The sequence below is a fragment of the Novosphingobium sp. TK46 genome, from assembly GCF_055361525.1.
Genome location: NZ_CM143963.1, coordinates 1562735 through 1579133 on the forward strand (window position 1 = coordinate 1562735; position 16399 = coordinate 1579133).

Here is a 16399-nt window from a genome sequence, read left to right on the forward strand (position 1 = left end):
CAACGTGCATGCCAACGGCCACGCTGTCGCGCGATCCCTAGCTTTCAAAATACCCTGGAGAATACGAGGCTCAGCGTCAGCCAGATGGAGCGGGTAGCGGGAATCGAACCCGCATAGCCAGCTTGGAAGGCTGGTGCTTTACCACTAAGCTATACCCGCGTGTCTGGGACACCTCGTGCCTTGCGGATGCCATGGGGATGGGCGCGGCGTCAACCGTGCATTGCGGTCTGCCGGTGCGGATCGTGGTGATTACGATGGCCTGCCCTTCGCCCGGGCGAAGCCGGCGATCACGGGCTTGTCACATGGCTGTCGGAACCCTCATGATACAGGTTATCGACTCGCGCGCTCGACCGGCTCGACCGCGCCACGACATAAGGTGATCGGTTACGATGAATACGGCGAGGACCAGCATCAAGGCAGAGGCTCCGGCACGCAGGCGCAACGCGCTCGACCTGCTGATGAACTCGGGCCTTGGCAAGATGCTGCGCGGTATCGGCATCGCCCCGCGCGAGGAAAACGGCGAGAGCCTGCTTGACCTTGCCGATGCCCTGCTGTCGCTGCGTGGGCGCGCGTCTGGCCCGGCGCTCGCGTCCGCTTTCTTCGACTTGTACGAAGCGAGCGATATGGCAGCGCGCCAGGAATTTCTCGCCAAGATCCACGACGCGCATCCGGCGGATGCGGCCGCGATCGAAAAGGCCATCGCCAAGTGGACGCAGGCGCATGACGAAACCGCGGCGCGCGGCCTACACGAAGCGACCGAATCGCCCAGCCAGAAGCTGATCCGCGTCCTCAACCTCGCCCCCCAGGGGACCGAGCGCCTGATCGGCATGCGCGAAGACCTGCTGGCTGCACCCAAGAGCCCCAGCCTGTCGGCGTTCGACCGCGATCTCGAAGGCGCCTTCACCACCTGGTTCAATGCCGGTTTCCTCGAATTGCGGCGCATCGCCTGGGATTCACCGGCATGCCTGCTCGAGCGCATCATCCGCTACGAGGCGGTGCACGAGATCCGTGGCTGGGACGATCTTCGCCGCCGGGTCGAGCCGATCGACCGGCGCTGTTATGGATTCTTCCATCCGCAAATGCCGTCCGATCCGCTGATCTTCGTCGAAGTGGCGTTGACCAAGGAACTGCCCAGCGCGATCCACCAGATCATCGCCGAGGAACGCGAGACCGTGGACCCGGCCGAAGCGTCTTGCGCGATCTTCTATTCGATCAACAACTGCCGCAACGGGCTGAAGGGCGTGCCCTTCGGCAACTATCTGATCAAGCGCGTGGTCGGCCTGTTGCAGCAGGAATTGCCGCAGTTGAAGACGTTCGCCACGCTGTCGCCGGTGCCCGGCTTCGCCAAGTGGCTGGCGAAGGAACAGGGCGCCGACGGCACCGTGCCCGGCGCCAAGGACTTGCGCGTGCTGGGTGCGAAGTACCTCGTCAACGCCAAGGGCAAGGGCGATCAGCCGCTCGACCCGGTGGCGCGCTTCCATCTGGGCAACGGCGCCCGGCTGGAGGCGATCCATGCCAATGCAGACTTGTCTGCCAATGGTCAGCGCCAGGCGCACGGCGTAATGGTCAACTACGTCTATGACCTGAACGAAATCGAGGCGAACCACTTTGCGCTGACCGAACTTGGCACGGTGGTGACGGGCAAGGCCGTGCAGACGCTATTGGACGATAGCGAGCCCAAGGACACCAAGGGCAAAAACGGCAAGAAGAAGTCGAAGTCCGAAAAGGATGCGGTCCCCGCCTGAGGTTCAGCCGCCTATAACCCGCGACCGGTCCCCGCTTATTTCGTGTTCCTTGAGCATCGAACAAGGCAGGGCCGGATCGCAATGCGGGCACCTTGCAGGATCGGGCCTTACTCATCGCGTAATTTTCTTGCGCATCGTCGCAATGTCAGCTATCAGCCTCTCCAGCAATCGGCGTGGGATCCATTTCTCACTGCAATTCGTGAGCAGCGTGAGATCCCGGCACCGTCCGACGATCCGCTCCGGATGAGCGATTGCCGATAAGCCAGCTTCCTTATTCACGCAGGGTCGCATTGTACGAACCCGTGCGATGCGCGCCGACTTGCGCGCGCTTTGCTGACATTTTGAGAGACACTCATGTCCTATTTTTCCGATCTCGGCCTCGCCGAGCCTCTTCTTCGTGCGCTCGAGACCAAGGGCTATGCCGATCCCACGCCGATCCAGCGTCAGGCGATCCCCGCCCTGATGGAGCGCCGCGACCTGCTCGGCATCGCGCAGACCGGCACCGGCAAGACCGCCGCCTTCTCGCTTCCGTCGCTGCACCGCCTCGCCGCCGACGCCAAGCCGCGCCAGAACGCCGGTTGCCGCATGCTGGTGCTCAGCCCCACGCGTGAGCTGGCGGCGCAGATCGCCGACAACATGCGCGAATACGCCAAGTATCTGGCGATCAACGTGCAGTGCGTGTTCGGCGGCGTGCCCGTCGGCAAGCAGGCGCGCGCGCTTGAGCGTGGCACCGACGTGCTGGTGGCTACCCCGGGCCGTCTGCTCGACCTGATCGACCAGCGCGCGCTCACCCTGCGTCACGTCGAGATCTTCGTGCTCGACGAAGCCGACCAGATGATGGACCTGGGCTTCATCCACGCCCTGAAGCGCGTCGCTGCGATGCTGCCCAAGGAGCGCCAGAGCCTGTTCTTCTCGGCCACCATGCCGCAGGCGATCGCCGATCTGGGCAAGCAGTTCATCAACAACCCGGTCAAGGTCGAGGTGGCGCCGCAATCCACCACCGCCGAGCGGGTCGAGCAGTTCTCGATCCACATCAACCAGGCCGAAAAGCAGGCGCTGCTCACCATCAACTTGCGCGATGGCCTGGCCAAGGACGAGGACGGCGTCAGCAAGATCGACCGGGCCCTGGTGTTCAGCCGCACCAAGCACGGCTGCGACCGTATCGTGCGCCATCTGATGACCGCCGGCATCCCCGCCGCCGCGATCCATGGCAACAAGAGCCAGGCGCAGCGCACCGCGGCGCTCAGCGGCTTTCGCCAGGGCACCGTACGCGTGCTGATCGCCACCGACATCGCCGCGCGCGGCATCGACGTGTCGGGTGTCAGCCACGTCTACAACTACGAGCTGCCCAACGTCGCCGAGCAGTACGTCCACCGCATCGGCCGCACCGCGCGCAACGGCGCTGACGGCATCGCCATCAGCTATGTCGCGCCGGACGAGAAGGCCTACCTGCGCGATATCGAGAAGCTGACGCGCGTCAAGCTGATGCCGTTGCCCTTGCCCGAGGACTTCCAGCGCCAGGCCGCTCGCCTGCCCGCCCCTTCGCGCAAGACCACCGAAGCCGAGCAGAGCGGTCGTCGCGACATGGGTCGCGGTGGTCACGGTGGCGGCCAGCGCAACGGTCGCCCCGGCGAGCGTTCGGGTGGCGCACCACGCAGCGATCGTCCCCGTGGCGATCGCCCGCAGGGTGACCGTCCGGCCAGTGATGGCGAGAAGCGCAGCTTCCGTCCGCGCGGTCCCAAGACCGTCGGCGCGCACAAGGACAGCGTGCGCCGCGCCAGCTGAGGCTTAGCCGATATTCGCTATACGAAGCCTCGTCGTTCCCATCGTGATGGGAAGGGCGAGGCTTTGCGTTGCCGGCGTCGCGGGATTTCAGATGGTGCTGGCCCCTCGACCCGGCCACAGGCATAAGGCGCACCATGTCGGATAGCCTCATCGCCGGGATCTGGGCCGCAGCGGTATCGGCTTTGGCCATGACCGCGATCGTCGGGGTGCGCTATCTGGCGACGAGCGGTTTGTTCGCCTGGATCACCTCGCGCGTCCGCCCTGGCCTCTACGACGATCTGGGCCCCCAGATCGGCCGTGAGCTTCGCTGGTCGCTGCTGTCGGCGGCGATCTATGGCATTCCCGCCGGCGTCGTCGCGTGGGGCTGGCAGACGCACGGCTGGACCCGGATCTATACGCGAATCGACGCCTATTCGCTGTGGTGGCTGCCGGTCTCGCTGTTCGTCTATCTTTTCCTTCACGACACCTGGTTCTACTGGACGCACCGCTGGATGCACCGTCCGCGCGTGTTCGCCGCCGCTCACGCGGTGCATCACGCCAGCCGCCCGCCCACCGCCTGGGCGGCCATGAGTTTCCATCCGCTTGAGGCACTTACCGGCGCGATCGTGGTGCCGGCCCTGGTTCTGCTGATCCCGATCCATGTCGCCGTGCTCGGGCTTGTCTTGCTCGTGATGACGATAATGGGCATAACGAACCACATGGGGTGGGAGATGTTCCCACGTCGGCTCATTCATTCGTCGTTGGGAAACTGGCTGATAACCGCCAGCCACCATCAGCGCCATCACGAGCAGTACAAATGCAACTTCGGCCTCTACTTCCGGTTCTGGGATCACATCTGCGCGACCGATCGCGGGCTTTCGCAGCCCTGATTCTGGCAGCGACCGTACCGGCGCTGGCCGGTGCGAGCCTGCCCAGCACGGATGTGAGCGCTGCGGTGACGGGGCTTCGTTCCACCAAGGGCCACATCATGGCGTGCCTCACGGCTCGGCCCGACGCCTTTCCCGAATGCCAGAACGATCCCTCCGCGCGCCGGCTGATCGTGCCGGCCACCTCGCCCAATCTGGATTTCGGAACGGTGGCAGAAGGGCGCTATGCGATCGCGCTCATCCATGACGAGAACGGCAACGGCAAGCTGGACAAGCGGCTGATGATCCCGCGCGAAGGCTTCGGCTTTTCGCAGGATGCTCCCGTGATGATGGGTCCACCGCGGTTCGCAAGCGCCGCCTTCTCCGTCGGCAGCGCGGCCGAACACCTGTCGATCAAGATGCGCTACCTGCTCTAGGCGGTTCGGGCAGGGCTTGCCCGCTCCGCCTGCCCGCCGTACCGACAGGGCGTGGCGGATGCGAAATCTTCCCTGACAGCGGGCATACGCGATCCCAGCGGCGATACGCCGGTGGGCATCGGTACGTTCTCGCCCTTCCGCTATCCGGTATTCCGGGCGATCTGGCTCGCTAACCTGTTTTCGAACCTTGGCAGTACGATCCAGTCGATCGCGGCGGCCTGGATGATGACCGAGCTGACCACGTCGCACCAGCTGGTGGCGCTGGTGCAATCCTCGGCCACGGTGCCGATCATGCTGTTCGGCGTGTTCGCCGGCGCTATCGCCGACAACTACGACCGTCGCCAGGTCATGCTGGCGGCACAGGTCGGCATGCTGGTCGTCTCCAGCGTGCTGGCGTTGATGGCTTACCTCGGCATCGTCGGCCCGGGGCTGTTGCTGGCGTTCACCCTGACGGTCGGCATCGGCACCGCGCTCAATTCACCGGCGTGGCAGGCATCGGTGCGCCAGCAGGTCGATCGCAAGCAATTGCCGCAGGCGATCGCGCTCAACTCCATATCGTTCAACATCGCGCGCAGCATCGGCCCGGCACTTGGCGGCGTGCTGATTTCGGTGTGGGGCACATCGTTCGCGTTCCTCGTCAACGCGCTGAGCTACATCGGTCTGATCGGTGTCCTGCTATGGTGGCGACCGCAGCCGCGCGCGATCGACCGGCGTGCGATCCTGCCGGCGGTGGCGATCGGCGTGCGATTTTGCGCCAGTTCGCCACCGCTGCGCCGGATCCTGCTGCGCGGGCTTTCGCTGGGCTTCAGCCTGGCGGCCTATCAGGCGCTGCTGCCCACCATCGTCAGCGACCAGTTGCATGGCACGGAGTTCCAGTTCGGGCTGATGCTGGGCCTGTTCGGCATCGGTTCGATCGCCACCGCGCCGTTCATCGGCACGATTCGCCGCAAGCTGCAGATGGAAGGGGTGCTGGCGCTGGGATCGCTGATGTTCGTGTTCGTCCTGTCGCTTTTGGCAGAGGTGCATGTCATCTGGTACGCCCTGCCGGCGGCATTCGTGGGTGGAATGGCCTGGGTGCTGATCCTGACCAGCATCAACACCGCGGTCCAGATGCGCTCCCCCGACGCGATCCTGGGGCGATGCCTGTCGATCTATCAGGCGGTCACCTTCGGCGGGATGGCGCTGGGATCGTGGGCCTGGGGCGCTCTCGCGGATTCGCGGGACCTGCCATTCACCTTGCACGCCGGTTCTGCGTTCCTGATCGTCTCTGCCATCGTCCTGCGCATCGTCGCGCCCCTGCCCAAAGCCGGAGAAGGCGTCGTCAAAACGTCCACCTAGGGCACGGCTTCACGATTAATTTACCACGCGAAGCCAGAACGGGACGGGTGAGCTTTTCGATCCGGGAAGCGAGGGGGTAGGCAGTGGGGATCTTGCGCGGTCAGGTGGACGATCGGGATGGGCACGCCGCCCCCTTCGCCGACGATGACGAGACCGGCTGCGAACCGTTACCGATGATGGTCGGGCGTGCCGAACGCCGTCTGCAGGTGCGCGCCTACAGCTTGTGGACCGGTCTGCTGGGGGATCGCCGGTTTCCCGCGCTCTCGACGTTCGTCATCGATACGCCTGCCGACCTTGCGCCCTTCGGCGTTCTCATCGACTTCAGCGCCGGCAACGCGGATCCCGCGATCAGCCGCATCGGGGCGGCGCTGGCGGACGAATGCGGCCCTCCCGGCAGCATCGCTCGCCTCAGCGACGCGCCGGACGGGTCGCTGCTGTCGCGAATCGCGGACCACTATCACGAGATCCTTACCCGCCAGGCGCCCGTTGGTTTCGAAGCGGAGTTCGTGAACTGGCGCGGCGCGACGGTGCTGTACCGTGGCATCCTGCTGCCCTTTTCCAGCGACGGCGAAGCGATCGACCACGTCTTCGGTGTCGTCAACTGGAAGGAACTGGCCGACACGCACATAGCGCAGGAATTGCAGTTCGAGATCGAAGCCGCGATCGGACCGCTTCGCCGCCTGCGCCTGGAGCCCGTGCCGGACGGTGACGCGTTGGCCGGCAGGGTAGCGCCGCCATCGCCGCTCGACAGCGACATACGGGACCGACTGCGGACGCTCGACGTGCTGCCGTTCTCGGCCCTGCCGGCGCAAGGTCCGGAATTCGCGATGTTGCTGGCCCACCGGGCGCCGGGTGGCGAGATCGCCCTGATCGGCGAGGTTCCGGACGATCCACGCTTGCTGGAGCATGCCGCGCGCCGCCTGCTCGGTTGAATCGCAAGCGAAAAGCATCGACGGCGACGGCCGACGCGGGCATGACGCAAGGCGTGACAGCTTCCCCGCTCAAGCCTTGGTTCACCCCACGACTGCGCAAGTCGGGGGCTATGAGATCGTCGCGGCGCACTGCCCTTCTGCTTGGTCTGGCCGCAATGCTCGCACCGCTGCCCGCTGCCGCGCAGTCGATCCTGCGCGACGCCGAGACCGAGGCGCTGTTTCGCGACATGTCCCGGCCGATCATCGCGCAAAGCGGCCTCGACCCCAAGAATGTCGACGTGGTGCTGATCAACGATCCCAGCGTCAATGCCTTCGTCGCCGGGGGCCAGGCGGTCTACGTCAACTCCGGACTGATCAACGAGGCGGACAACGCCAACGAAGTGCAAGGCGTGATCGCGCACGAACTGGGCCACGTCGTCGGTGGCCATGCCGTGCTGAACCTGGGCGGCAAGTCGGCGACCAACATCAGCCTGCTTTCGCTGCTGCTGGGCGCGGCGGCGGCGGCGGCGGGTGGCGGCGAAGCGGCGATGGGCGTGCTGATGGCCGGCCAGCAGGCGGCGATGGGCAAGTTCCTCGCGTACAACCGCGCGCAGGAAGCCAGCGCGGATGCGGCCGGCGCATCCTATCTTTCCAAAGCCGGGATTACCGGCAAGGGCTCGCTGGAATTCTTCCAGAAGCTGCAGGGGCTGGAATTTCGCCACGGCTACCGCCCGCAGGACGGCGACGAATTCTACAGCACCCACCCGATGACCGCGGACCGGATCGCTACGCTGACCGATGTCTATCAGGCCGATCCGGCCTGGAACAAGCCAAGCGATCCCGCGATCGAGGCCCGCTTTACCAGGGTCAAGGCCAAGCTGTTCGGCTTTCTGGCGGAACCGAACGACACGCTGCGCACCTATCCGCTGACGAACAATTCGATTCCGGCCCATTATGCCCGGGCCTACGCCTACCACAAGGATTCGCAGCTCGACCGCGCGCGTGCCGAAACCGATGCGCTGCTGCAGACCGCGCCGGACGACCCCTATTTCCTCGAGCTGAAGGGCCAGATCCTGCTGGAAGCGGGCAAGGCCACCGAAGCGCTGGCACCCTTGCGTCGCGCCACCGAGCTTACCGGCAACCAACCGCTGATCGCCACGCTGTTCGGCCATGCGCTGATCGCGACCGAAGACCGCAAGAACTTCGACGAGGCCGGTACCGTGTTGCGCGCCGCCGTGGCGCGCGATCGCGAGAACCCGTTCGCCTGGTACCAGCTGGGCGTGATCTACGCCAACCAGGGGGACATGCCGCGCGCCCGCCTCGCCAGCGCCGAGCAGCAAGTGCTGAGCGGTCGCATGGAGGAAGCGCTGACCAGCGCGCGCGCCGCCGAGATGGGCCTGCCCGAGGGGTCTCCCGACTGGTTGCGCGCGCAGGACATCGAGTTCCAGGCGCGTGGCGAGATTGAACAGACCCGCAAACGCAAGTAGGCGATCCGGCATGACAACACAGACCCGGACGCCCGGCAGTGGCGGCACCACGCGCATCCTGCTCGTAATCGCGCTGATGGCCCTCGCCGCGCTTGGCGGATGGTTCGCACACCGCCAGGTCGCTCCGGCATCGGATCGCGCGGCGATCGAGCAGATTGTCCGCGCCACGATTCTCGAACACCCCGAGATCCTGCCCGAAGCCATGGACAACCTGCAGCGCAACCAGGGCAAGAGCCAGCTGGCCGAGGTTCGCGGTCCGGTCGAGAAGCCCTTCCCCGGTGCGATCCTGGGCAACCCGCGCGGTTCGGTGACACTGGTCGAGTTCACCGACTTTGCCTGCGGCTACTGCCGCAAGTCGGTGGCCGATATCGCCGCGCTGGCGCAGCAGAACCCGGACTTGCGGATCGTCGTGCGCGAATTGCCGATCATCAGCCCACACAGCGCCGCCGCCGCCCGCATGGCACTCGCCGCGGCCGAGCAGGGCAAGTACCCGCAGTTCCACGATGCGATGTTCGCCGCCGGGCAACTCGATCCCGCCACGATCGAGGCTGCGGCACGCACCGCCGGGCTCGACCTCGACCGCGCGCACAAGGTCGCAGCCAGCGCGCCGGTCGCCGCCGAGATCCGGCAGAACCTGGCGCTGGCGCAGAAGCTGGGCTTTGGCGGCACGCCAAGCTGGGTCGCCGGGGATGAGCTGATCGCGGGCGCGGTGGGCGTGGACAAGCTGGAAGAAGCGCTCAAGGCCGCGCGCAAGAGCTGATCGGGTGGTCCGCACGACTGGACCTCGTGAAACCACAAGGATTCCCGCGCCGAATCTTTTGCGCTAGTACCACGGACCATGGCCGTGCTCCCGATCAAGCCGATCCCGTTCTTCGCGAACAAGAACCAGGCCTTCTGGCGCCTGCAGGCGGTTGGCTGGGCCGGCGCGATGCTGCTGCGGGCGATGTCCGCGATCGCCAACGATCAGCCACTGACGTTCCTCGTCATCGTGCTGATCGGCACCGCCACCGGGTTTTCCATATCGCTGGTGCTGGCGGTGATCTTCCGCCAGCTCATCTCGCAGCGCCCGCTCGTCACCTGGGGCGTCACCGTGCTGGCGATCCCTGTCGCGGTGGGCCTCTATGCCTTCGTCGATGCCTGGGTGATCTGGCTCTACCGTGCCGAATCGCAAGCCAGCTTCGCGCAGCTGTTTATCGGCTACTTCTATTACGACGCGACGCTGCTGGGCGCATGGTCGGCGCTCTATTACGCGATCAACTTCTATCTGACGGTCGAGGAGCAGAACGACCAGCTGCTGCGGCTTGAGAATCAGGCGACGCAGGCGCAGCTTGCCATGCTGCGCTATCAGCTGAACCCGCATTTCCTGTTCAACACGCTCAATTCGATCTCGACGCTGGTGCTGCTCAAGCAGACCGAGCCTGCCAACGCGATGCTCAGCCGCCTGTCCTCGTTCCTGCGCTATACACTGGTCAACAAGCCTTCGGCCCGCGTTACCGTCGCGCAGGAGGTGGAGACGCTCAAGCTGTACCTGGGCATCGAGATCATGCGCTTCGAGGAGCGTCTTCGCACCACCTTTGACATCGCGCCCGAAACCGAGCCGGGGCTGCTGCCCTCGCTGCTGCTGCAGCCGCTGGTCGAAAACGCGATCAAGTACGCGGTCGCGCCGCAGGAAACCGGCGCCGAGATCACGATCACCACGCAACTCGTCGGCTCGACGCTTCGCATCGTCGTCTCCGACACCGGCCCCGGCTTGCAAACATCCACCACGGACAACAGGCTTTCCGGCATGACATACGATGGAGGTGAACCGGTCTCGACCGGCGTGGGACTGACCAATATCCGCGATCGCCTGTTTCAGGCCTATGGCGAGGATCACCGCTTCGAGACGATCGAACCGCCCGAAGGCGGCTTCGCCGTGGTGATCGAGATTCCTTACGAGAGCCAGGAAACCGTGCGGGAGACCGCATCGGCCACTCGACTCGCCGCAGCCGCCTCACGCTGATACACTGCCGCAGCTTTTTGCCGACGCGCGTCATCCACCGTTCAAGGTGACACCTTGATGAGGACCACGCGTTCGAGCGCCGGAGATATTACCGAATGACTATCCGCACGATCCTCGTCGATGACGAAAAGCTGGCCATCCAGGGTCTCCAGCTCAGGCTTGAGAAATACACCGACGTCGAGATCATCGACACGTGCTCCAACGGGCGCGAGGCGATCCGCAAGATCAAGACCGAAAAGCCCGACCTCGTCTTCCTCGACATCCAGATGCCCGGCTTCGACGGGTTCTCGGTGGTCAAGGGCGTGATGGAGATCGAGCCACCGCTGTTCGTGTTCGTCACCGCCTATCAGGAACATGCCGTCCGCGCGTTCGAAGCGAACGCGGTGAATTACCTCATGAAGCCGGTCGAGGACGACAAGCTGGCCGATACCCTTGCCCGCGTGCGCACCCGCCTGGCCGAGAAGCGCGGCGTCGAGGAGGCGGAAAAGCTCAAGACGGTGCTGGCCGAAGTCGCGCCCGATGCGATGGACCAGATGCCCGACGAGGCCGAACCCAGCACCGACCGATTCGAAAAGCTGATCAACATCAAGGATCGCGGCCAGATCTTCCGCATCGATGTCGATTCGATCGAGCACATCGAGGCCGCCGGCGATTACATGTGCATCCGCACCGCCGACAATTCGCTGATCCTGCGCGAGACGATGAAGGATCTGGAGCGCCGCCTCGATCCCCGCGTGTTCCAGCGCGTGCACCGTTCGACCATCGTCAACCTCAACCAGGTGCGTCAGGTGAAGCCGCACACCAACGGCGAATGCTTCCTGGTGCTCGATTCGGGCGCGCAGGTGAAGGTGAGCCGCAGCTATCGCGACGTGATCGCCCGCTTCGTGCATTGAGGGCACAAGCCTTCTAAGCTTACGCTTCGTCAATCGTCATTCCCGCCTGCGCGGGGATGACGAAGCGGCGATGAGCCCCCCTATCCCTTCAACGCTGCGTCCAGCCGGGCATGGTCCAGCCCGCCCTCCCACTTCGATACGACGATCGCCGCCACCGCATTGCCGACGAAGTTGGTCAGGCTGCGGCACTCGGACATGAAGCGATCGACGCCCAGGATCAGTGTCATGCCCGCCAGCGGCACCGTCGGCACCACCTGCAAGGTCGCCGCCAACGTCACGAACCCGGCCCCGGTCACACCCGCAGCGCCCTTCGACGACACCATCGCGACGCCCAGCAGCAGCAACTGCTGCGACAGCGTCAGATCGACGTTGCAGGCCTGCGCGATGAACAGCGCTGCCAGCGTCATGTAGATGTTGGTGCCATCGAGGTTGAACGAATACCCCGTCGGCACCACCAGCCCGACCACTTCGCGCGGGCAACCGGCATGCTCCATCTTCTCGATCAGCAGCGGCAGCGCGCTTTCGGACGAGGACGTGCCCAGCACCAGCAGCAGCTCGGCCTTGAGATAGGCGATCAGGCGGAAGATCGAGAACCCGGCCCAAAGACCGACGGCGCCCAGCACGACCACCACGAACAGGATCGACGTCAGGTAGAACGTGCCCACCAGGAACGCGAGCTTGGCCAGCGCGCCAATGCCGTAGCTGCCGATCGTGAAGGCCATCGCCCCGAACGCCCCGATCGGCGCAGCCTTCATCAGAATGCCGACGATTCGGAACACCACCACCGCGACGTCTTCCAGCACGCTCACCACGCGCTCGCCACGCTCGCCCACCAGCGTCAGCGCGACGCCGAACAGGATCGCCACCACCAGCGTCTGGAGGATGTTCTCGCCCACCAGCGGCGAGACCAGGCTGGTCGGGATCATGCCCAGCAGGAAGCCCACCAGCGAGGTGTCGTGCGCCTTGGCGGCATATTGCGCGACCTTGCCGGCATCGAGCGTCGCGGGATTGATGTCCAGCCCCGCCCCCGGCCGCACCACATTGGCCACGATCAGCCCGACGAACAGCGCCAGGGTCGAGAAGAACAGGAAATAGCCGAAGGCCTTGGCCGCCACGCGCCCGACCGAGGCCAGGTCGCGCATACCGGCGATCCCGGTGACGATGGTGAGGAAGATCACCGGCGAGATGATCATCTTGACCAGCGCGATGAAGGCGTCGCCCAGCGGCTTCATCGCCTCGCCCGTTTGCGGGCGCAGATATCCCAGCAGCGCACCCAGCGCGATGGCGATCAGCACCTGCACATAAGTGTGCGAGTACCAGCGATGCGCGCGCACCGGCGCGGCGGGGTCAGCTGTCGGGATCATCGCAACACTGCTAGCAGCAACCCTGCGCTTGCGCGAATACCAAGCCACGCTTGCGCAGATGTCCGACACGCGCAAAAGACTGCGGCCATGACTTTTTGCATTCCCGGCTTCGATCTCGACTCGTTCGTCACCGCCACCCTCGACGAGGATCTGGGCGTCGGCCTGCCCGACGGTGGGCATGACGTCACTTCGGAAAGCGTGATCGATGCCGACGCGCGCTTTTCGGGCATAATGGACTCGCGCGACGCGATCACCGTCGCCGGCCTGCCGATCGCCGCCGCCTTCTTCCGCAAGCTCGACCCCGCGATGGCGATCGAGATCCTCGTGGCGGAAGGCGCGCAGGTGAAGCCCGGCACGCACCTGATGCGCCTGACGGGCAGCGCGCGCGCGATGCTGACGGCGGAGCGATCCGCGCTCAACACCGTGCAGCACCTCTCGGGCATCGCCACGCTGACGCGGCAGTATGTCGAGGAGATGTGGGGCAACGCGACGCTGCTCGACACGCGCAAGACCATCCCCGGCCTGCGTCATCTCGAAAAGTACGCCACCCGCATGGGCGGCGCGCAGAATCATCGCATGGGCCTGTGGGACGCGGCAATGATCAAGGACAACCACGTCCTGGTGGCCGGCGGCGTCGGCCCCGCCGTCGCGCGCGCCAAGGCCGCCGGTGTCGCCCGGGTCATCTGCGAGGTCGACCATCTCGACCAGATCGAACCGGCGCTGGCGGCAGGCGCGGACCACCTCCTGCTCGACAACATGGGGACGATCGCGTTGCGCGATGCGGTGGCGATCGTCGCCGGGCGCGTTCCCACCGAGGCTTCGGGCGGGGTCAACCTCGACACCATCGGCGCAATCGCGGCGACGGGCGTCACCTATGTCTCGGTCGGCCGCCTGACCCAGAGCGCGCCAGCCGCCGACATCGGGCTGGACTTCACACCGCTGTGAGGCGTCTGGCCGCCGTCCTGGCGCTGCTGCCCTCGCCGGCGCTGGCGCAAGCCTATCAATGCACGCCGCCCAGCCGCATAGAGCCGGTCGGGCGCGTCACTCCCGATGGTCCATCACGCCGCAGCGCGATCGCCGGCTATACCTTGGCGGCGAGTTGGTCGCCGGACTACTGCAAGACCAGCGGCGACAGCGGCGCGATGCAATGCTCGGGCCGCGACGGACGCTTCGGCTTCATCCTCCATGGGCTCTGGCCCGAAGCGGCGTGGGGCCCCTCCCCGCAATGGTGCGCCACCCGCCCGCAGCCGTCGCCCGCCGACCTGCGGGGCAACTTGTGCATGACGCCTTCGGCGCGGCTGCTGGCACATGAATGGAGCAAGCACGGCAGCTGCATGGCCAAGACGCCGGCGCAGTATTTCAAAGTGGCGCAAGTTTTGTGGCGCTCGATCCGGTGGCCCGATGCCGATCGCATCTCTCGCCAGGATGGCCTTACCGCAGGCGATTTTCGCCGTGCCTTCGTCGTCGCCAATCCCGCATGGACCGCCGAGCAGGTCGGCTTGCAAGTCAGCAAGACGGGTTGGCTGCGCGAGGTACGCCTGTGCTATTCCCGGCGCTTCCTGCCCAAGCGTTGCGATTCCGCCAAGTTCGGGCCCGCCGATACCGCAAGGCTGAAGATCTGGCGGGGCCTTTGACTCATCGCCGTGCGCGGAAGAAACCGCGCAGCAGTTCCGCCGCCTGGGCTTCACCGATCCCCGCATAGACCTCCGGTCGGTGCAGCGACTGCGGGTGGTCGAACACGCGAGCGCCATGCTCCACCGCGCCACCCTTGGGATCGGACGCTGCGTAGTACAGCCTCGCGATCCGGGCATGGACGATCGCGCCCGCGCACATCGCGCAAGGCTCAAGCGTCACCCACAGTTCGCATCCATCCAGCCGCTCGTTGCCGATGACCTGGGCCGCAGCGCGAATCGCCTCGATCTCGGCATGGGACGTGGGATCATGGCGCGCTCGCGGCGCATTGCGTCCGGTGGCGATCACCACGCCGTTGCGGACGATGACCGCGCCGATCGGCACCTCCCCCTCGAAAGCCGCCAAACGCGCCTGTTCAAGCGCCTGCGCCATCGGTAAAGGGAGGGGCCATCGCGCGGTCATTCGGCGGCGCTAGCGGGTCGGACGCCTGTGCACAACTTGACCTTGGCGAGGCGACTCGCTAAGGGCCCGCCTTCCCGTTTAATCGGCACAGACATTTTTCTAGCGAGATTACACATGTCCCGTATCTGCGAACTGACCGGCAAGAGCCGCCTTACCGGCAACAACGTCAGCCACGCCAACAACAAGACCAAGCGCGTCTACCTGCCCAACCTGCAGAACGTGACGTTGCTGTCCGATGGCCTGGAGCGCAGCTTCAAGTTCCGCGTTTCGACCCACGGCCTGCGCTCGGTGGAGCACAATGGCGGTCTCGACAACTGGCTGCTCAAGGCCGGTGACGAAAAGCTGAGCGCGCGCGCCCTCAAGGTGAAGCGCGACCTCAAGAAGAAGCAGACGGTCGCCGCCTGATCCAGCCGCTCCGCTTCGGCGGGGCGCTGCAAGCGAACCTATCTAGGCGTGCGGAGCGATCCGCGCGCCTTTTCGCGTGATCGGGGAGCGCCGGGCAAGTCGGCCGGATCGACCACCAGCTTCCACAACAACGTGCGCTGCAGTTGGGTCTGATTGTCGTCCGAGATCAGCCAAACTATCAACTTGCCATCATCGCGCGGCACGATCGCCATCCCTTCGAAGTTGTCGATCGGCAGGCCGGAGGCAAGTGTCGCGACCTGGGTGACCTTCCACACGCCACCGGCACGGATCTGCTTCGGATCGCCGATCGCGATCCGGCCGGCGAAGCGCTCCGGAAGTGGCCAGATCAGCGTGCGCATCAGCACCAGCACGCGCCCGTCGGGCATCTGCGCCATGTCCACGGGATCGAAAGCAGCCGGTCCATCGAACGTGAACCGCTGTGCCTTGCCGTGAACGGCAATGGGATCGCCGGCGAACAGCACGCCATCGTGGCGATGCGGATAGATCCATTCCTGCGCACCTTCGGACAAGGCGACGAAGCGGCCATCGGCGAGCCTCACCATCGCTTCGGCTCCTGAGTTCGAAGGCCAGTTGGCCATGGCGCGCGGGCGGACGCGCCCGGTCTCGAGCCAGTGCGGCCCGATCCGCACCACGGCGTTCACGTATTCCAGCCCCAGCCAGATGGTGCCGGTCTTCGGATCGCGCGTCGCCGATTCACTATCGACGTTGCGCTTGTCGTTGCGCTTGTCGTTCAGCAGCGTGCCGAAGCGCGGTGTATAGGGGCGCCCGCCCGGAGGCATGAAGGTCAGGAAACGGCCATTGTCGGCAACCGCCAGCAACCGCGCATCGGGCAACGCCACGAGCGCCGAATAGCCGCCGAACTTGTACGATCCCAACGTCATGTGCCAGGCGCCGACCAGCCGGAACGGACCGAGATGCGCAGCGAGAATCGGCGCCGGCGGCAGCTTGAGAGCGCGAAAGTGAAGGGTGTCGTTGGGCACGATCAGCACCCGGTCCGACCGCAACCAAGTGGTTACGGTCACGCCGAGCAGCAGGATCAGGAGAGCGATATTGCGCTGCACGATGGCCTGAT

General features: G+C 65.5%; 16 protein-coding genes and 1 tRNA gene. 13 read left to right on the forward strand and 4 right to left on the reverse strand.

Annotated elements, in window-relative coordinates; all coding sequences use genetic code 11:
- Positions 1-85: 85 nt before the first annotated feature.
- Positions 86-159: transfer RNA gene (locus tag ACXJ1Z_RS07445), tRNA-Gly, on the reverse strand.
- A 230-nt stretch (positions 160-389) separates the two neighbouring features.
- Between ACXJ1Z_RS07445 and ACXJ1Z_RS07450 the strand changes: the two genes are divergently transcribed.
- The 10 genes from ACXJ1Z_RS07450 to ACXJ1Z_RS07495 all read left to right on the forward strand — a co-directional run bounded on the left by ACXJ1Z_RS07450 (position 390) and on the right by ACXJ1Z_RS07495 (position 11443).
- Positions 390-1745, forward strand: a complete 1356-nt coding sequence (locus tag ACXJ1Z_RS07450) for a malonyl-CoA decarboxylase domain-containing protein (protein ID WP_463780720.1) — start codon at positions 390-392, stop codon at positions 1743-1745.
- A 354-nt stretch (positions 1746-2099) separates the two neighbouring features.
- On the forward strand, positions 2100-3530 hold the full coding sequence (locus tag ACXJ1Z_RS07455) for a DEAD/DEAH box helicase (protein WP_463780721.1): 1431 nt from the start codon (positions 2100-2102) through the stop codon (positions 3528-3530).
- A gap of 134 nt (positions 3531-3664) precedes the next feature.
- Positions 3665-4399, forward strand: a complete 735-nt coding sequence (locus tag ACXJ1Z_RS07460; RefSeq protein WP_463780723.1) for a sterol desaturase family protein — start codon at positions 3665-3667, stop codon at positions 4397-4399.
- Positions 4400-4464: 65 nt separating this feature from the next.
- The gene (locus tag ACXJ1Z_RS07465) at positions 4465-4812 is read left to right on the forward strand and encodes a DUF2141 domain-containing protein (RefSeq protein WP_463780724.1); all 348 of its coding nucleotides are present in this window, start codon (positions 4465-4467) and stop codon (positions 4810-4812) included.
- A 51-nt stretch (positions 4813-4863) separates the two neighbouring features.
- The gene (locus ACXJ1Z_RS07470) at positions 4864-6150 is read left to right on the forward strand and encodes an MFS transporter (protein WP_463780726.1); all 1287 of its coding nucleotides are present in this window, start codon (positions 4864-4866) and stop codon (positions 6148-6150) included.
- Positions 6151-6233: 83 nt separating this feature from the next.
- A complete protein-coding gene (locus ACXJ1Z_RS07475) occupies positions 6234-7082 on the forward strand; it encodes a PAS domain-containing protein (protein ID WP_463780728.1) in 849 nt (282 codons plus the stop codon).
- A 110-nt stretch (positions 7083-7192) separates the two neighbouring features.
- A complete protein-coding gene (locus ACXJ1Z_RS07480) occupies positions 7193-8548 on the forward strand; it encodes a M48 family metalloprotease (RefSeq protein WP_463781194.1) in 1356 nt (451 codons plus the stop codon).
- A gap of 10 nt (positions 8549-8558) precedes the next feature.
- The gene (locus ACXJ1Z_RS07485; RefSeq protein WP_463780729.1) at positions 8559-9308 is read left to right on the forward strand and encodes a DsbA family protein; all 750 of its coding nucleotides are present in this window, start codon (positions 8559-8561) and stop codon (positions 9306-9308) included.
- A 78-nt stretch (positions 9309-9386) separates the two neighbouring features.
- A complete protein-coding gene (locus tag ACXJ1Z_RS07490) occupies positions 9387-10550 on the forward strand; it encodes a sensor histidine kinase (RefSeq protein WP_463780731.1) in 1164 nt (387 codons plus the stop codon).
- Positions 10551-10645: 95 nt separating this feature from the next.
- Complete coding sequence (locus ACXJ1Z_RS07495; RefSeq protein WP_463780732.1) at positions 10646-11443, forward strand: LytR/AlgR family response regulator transcription factor; 798 nt, start codon at positions 10646-10648, stop codon at positions 11441-11443.
- A gap of 80 nt (positions 11444-11523) precedes the next feature.
- Here ACXJ1Z_RS07495 and dctA read toward each other — a convergent pair whose 3' ends face one another.
- The gene (gene dctA, locus ACXJ1Z_RS07500; RefSeq protein WP_463780734.1) at positions 11524-12807 is read right to left on the reverse strand and encodes a C4-dicarboxylate transporter DctA; all 1284 of its coding nucleotides are present in this window, start codon (positions 12805-12807) and stop codon (positions 11524-11526) included.
- An 87-nt stretch (positions 12808-12894) separates the two neighbouring features.
- Between dctA and nadC the strand changes: the two genes are divergently transcribed.
- Both nadC and ACXJ1Z_RS07510 read left to right on the forward strand, forming a co-directional pair.
- The gene (gene nadC / locus ACXJ1Z_RS07505; protein ID WP_463780736.1) at positions 12895-13752 is read left to right on the forward strand and encodes a carboxylating nicotinate-nucleotide diphosphorylase; all 858 of its coding nucleotides are present in this window, start codon (positions 12895-12897) and stop codon (positions 13750-13752) included.
- Positions 13749-14441, forward strand: a complete 693-nt coding sequence (locus ACXJ1Z_RS07510) for a ribonuclease T2 family protein (RefSeq protein WP_463780738.1) — start codon at positions 13749-13751, stop codon at positions 14439-14441. Before nadC ends, ACXJ1Z_RS07510 begins: the two co-directional genes overlap by 4 nt.
- Before the next feature lies 1 nt (position 14442).
- Here the strand turns inward: ACXJ1Z_RS07510 and ACXJ1Z_RS07515 are convergent, their stop codons facing one another.
- The gene (locus ACXJ1Z_RS07515) at positions 14443-14871 is read right to left on the reverse strand and encodes a nucleoside deaminase (RefSeq protein ID WP_463780739.1); all 429 of its coding nucleotides are present in this window, start codon (positions 14869-14871) and stop codon (positions 14443-14445) included.
- A 144-nt stretch (positions 14872-15015) separates the two neighbouring features.
- Here ACXJ1Z_RS07515 and rpmB point away from each other — a divergent pair, with 144 nt between their 5' ends.
- The gene (gene rpmB / locus ACXJ1Z_RS07520) at positions 15016-15306 is read left to right on the forward strand and encodes a 50S ribosomal protein L28 (protein WP_463780740.1); all 291 of its coding nucleotides are present in this window, start codon (positions 15016-15018) and stop codon (positions 15304-15306) included.
- Between the two features lie 38 nt (positions 15307-15344).
- On the opposite strand, the gene ACXJ1Z_RS07525 is transcribed toward rpmB, so the two are convergent.
- Complete coding sequence (locus ACXJ1Z_RS07525; RefSeq protein WP_463780741.1) at positions 15345-16388, reverse strand: esterase-like activity of phytase family protein; 1044 nt, start codon at positions 16386-16388, stop codon at positions 15345-15347.
- Positions 16389-16399: the final 11 nt, after the last annotated feature.

Coding starts and splice junctions, on each gene's coding strand:
- ACXJ1Z_RS07455 (WP_463780721.1), top strand. CDS start 2,100: ATGTCCTATTTTTCCGATCTCGGCCTCGCCGAGCCTCTTCTTCGTGCG.
- ACXJ1Z_RS07485 (WP_463780729.1), top strand. CDS start 8,559: ATGACAACACAGACCCGGACGCCCGGCAGTGGCGGCACCACGCGCATC.
- rpmB (WP_463780740.1), top strand. CDS start 15,016: ATGTCCCGTATCTGCGAACTGACCGGCAAGAGCCGCCTTACCGGCAAC.
- ACXJ1Z_RS07495 (WP_463780732.1), top strand. CDS start 10,646: ATGACTATCCGCACGATCCTCGTCGATGACGAAAAGCTGGCCATCCAG.
- ACXJ1Z_RS07515 (WP_463780739.1), bottom strand. CDS start 14,871: ATGGCGCAGGCGCTTGAACAGGCGCGTTTGGCGGCTTTCGAGGGGGAG.
- ACXJ1Z_RS07480 (WP_463781194.1), top strand. CDS start 7,193: ATGAGATCGTCGCGGCGCACTGCCCTTCTGCTTGGTCTGGCCGCAATG.
- ACXJ1Z_RS07460 (WP_463780723.1), top strand. CDS start 3,665: ATGTCGGATAGCCTCATCGCCGGGATCTGGGCCGCAGCGGTATCGGCT.
- dctA (WP_463780734.1), bottom strand. CDS start 12,807: ATGATCCCGACAGCTGACCCCGCCGCGCCGGTGCGCGCGCATCGCTGG.
- ACXJ1Z_RS07450 (WP_463780720.1), top strand. CDS start 390: ATGAATACGGCGAGGACCAGCATCAAGGCAGAGGCTCCGGCACGCAGG.
- ACXJ1Z_RS07490 (WP_463780731.1), top strand. CDS start 9,387: ATGGCCGTGCTCCCGATCAAGCCGATCCCGTTCTTCGCGAACAAGAAC.
- nadC (WP_463780736.1), top strand. CDS start 12,895: ATGACTTTTTGCATTCCCGGCTTCGATCTCGACTCGTTCGTCACCGCC.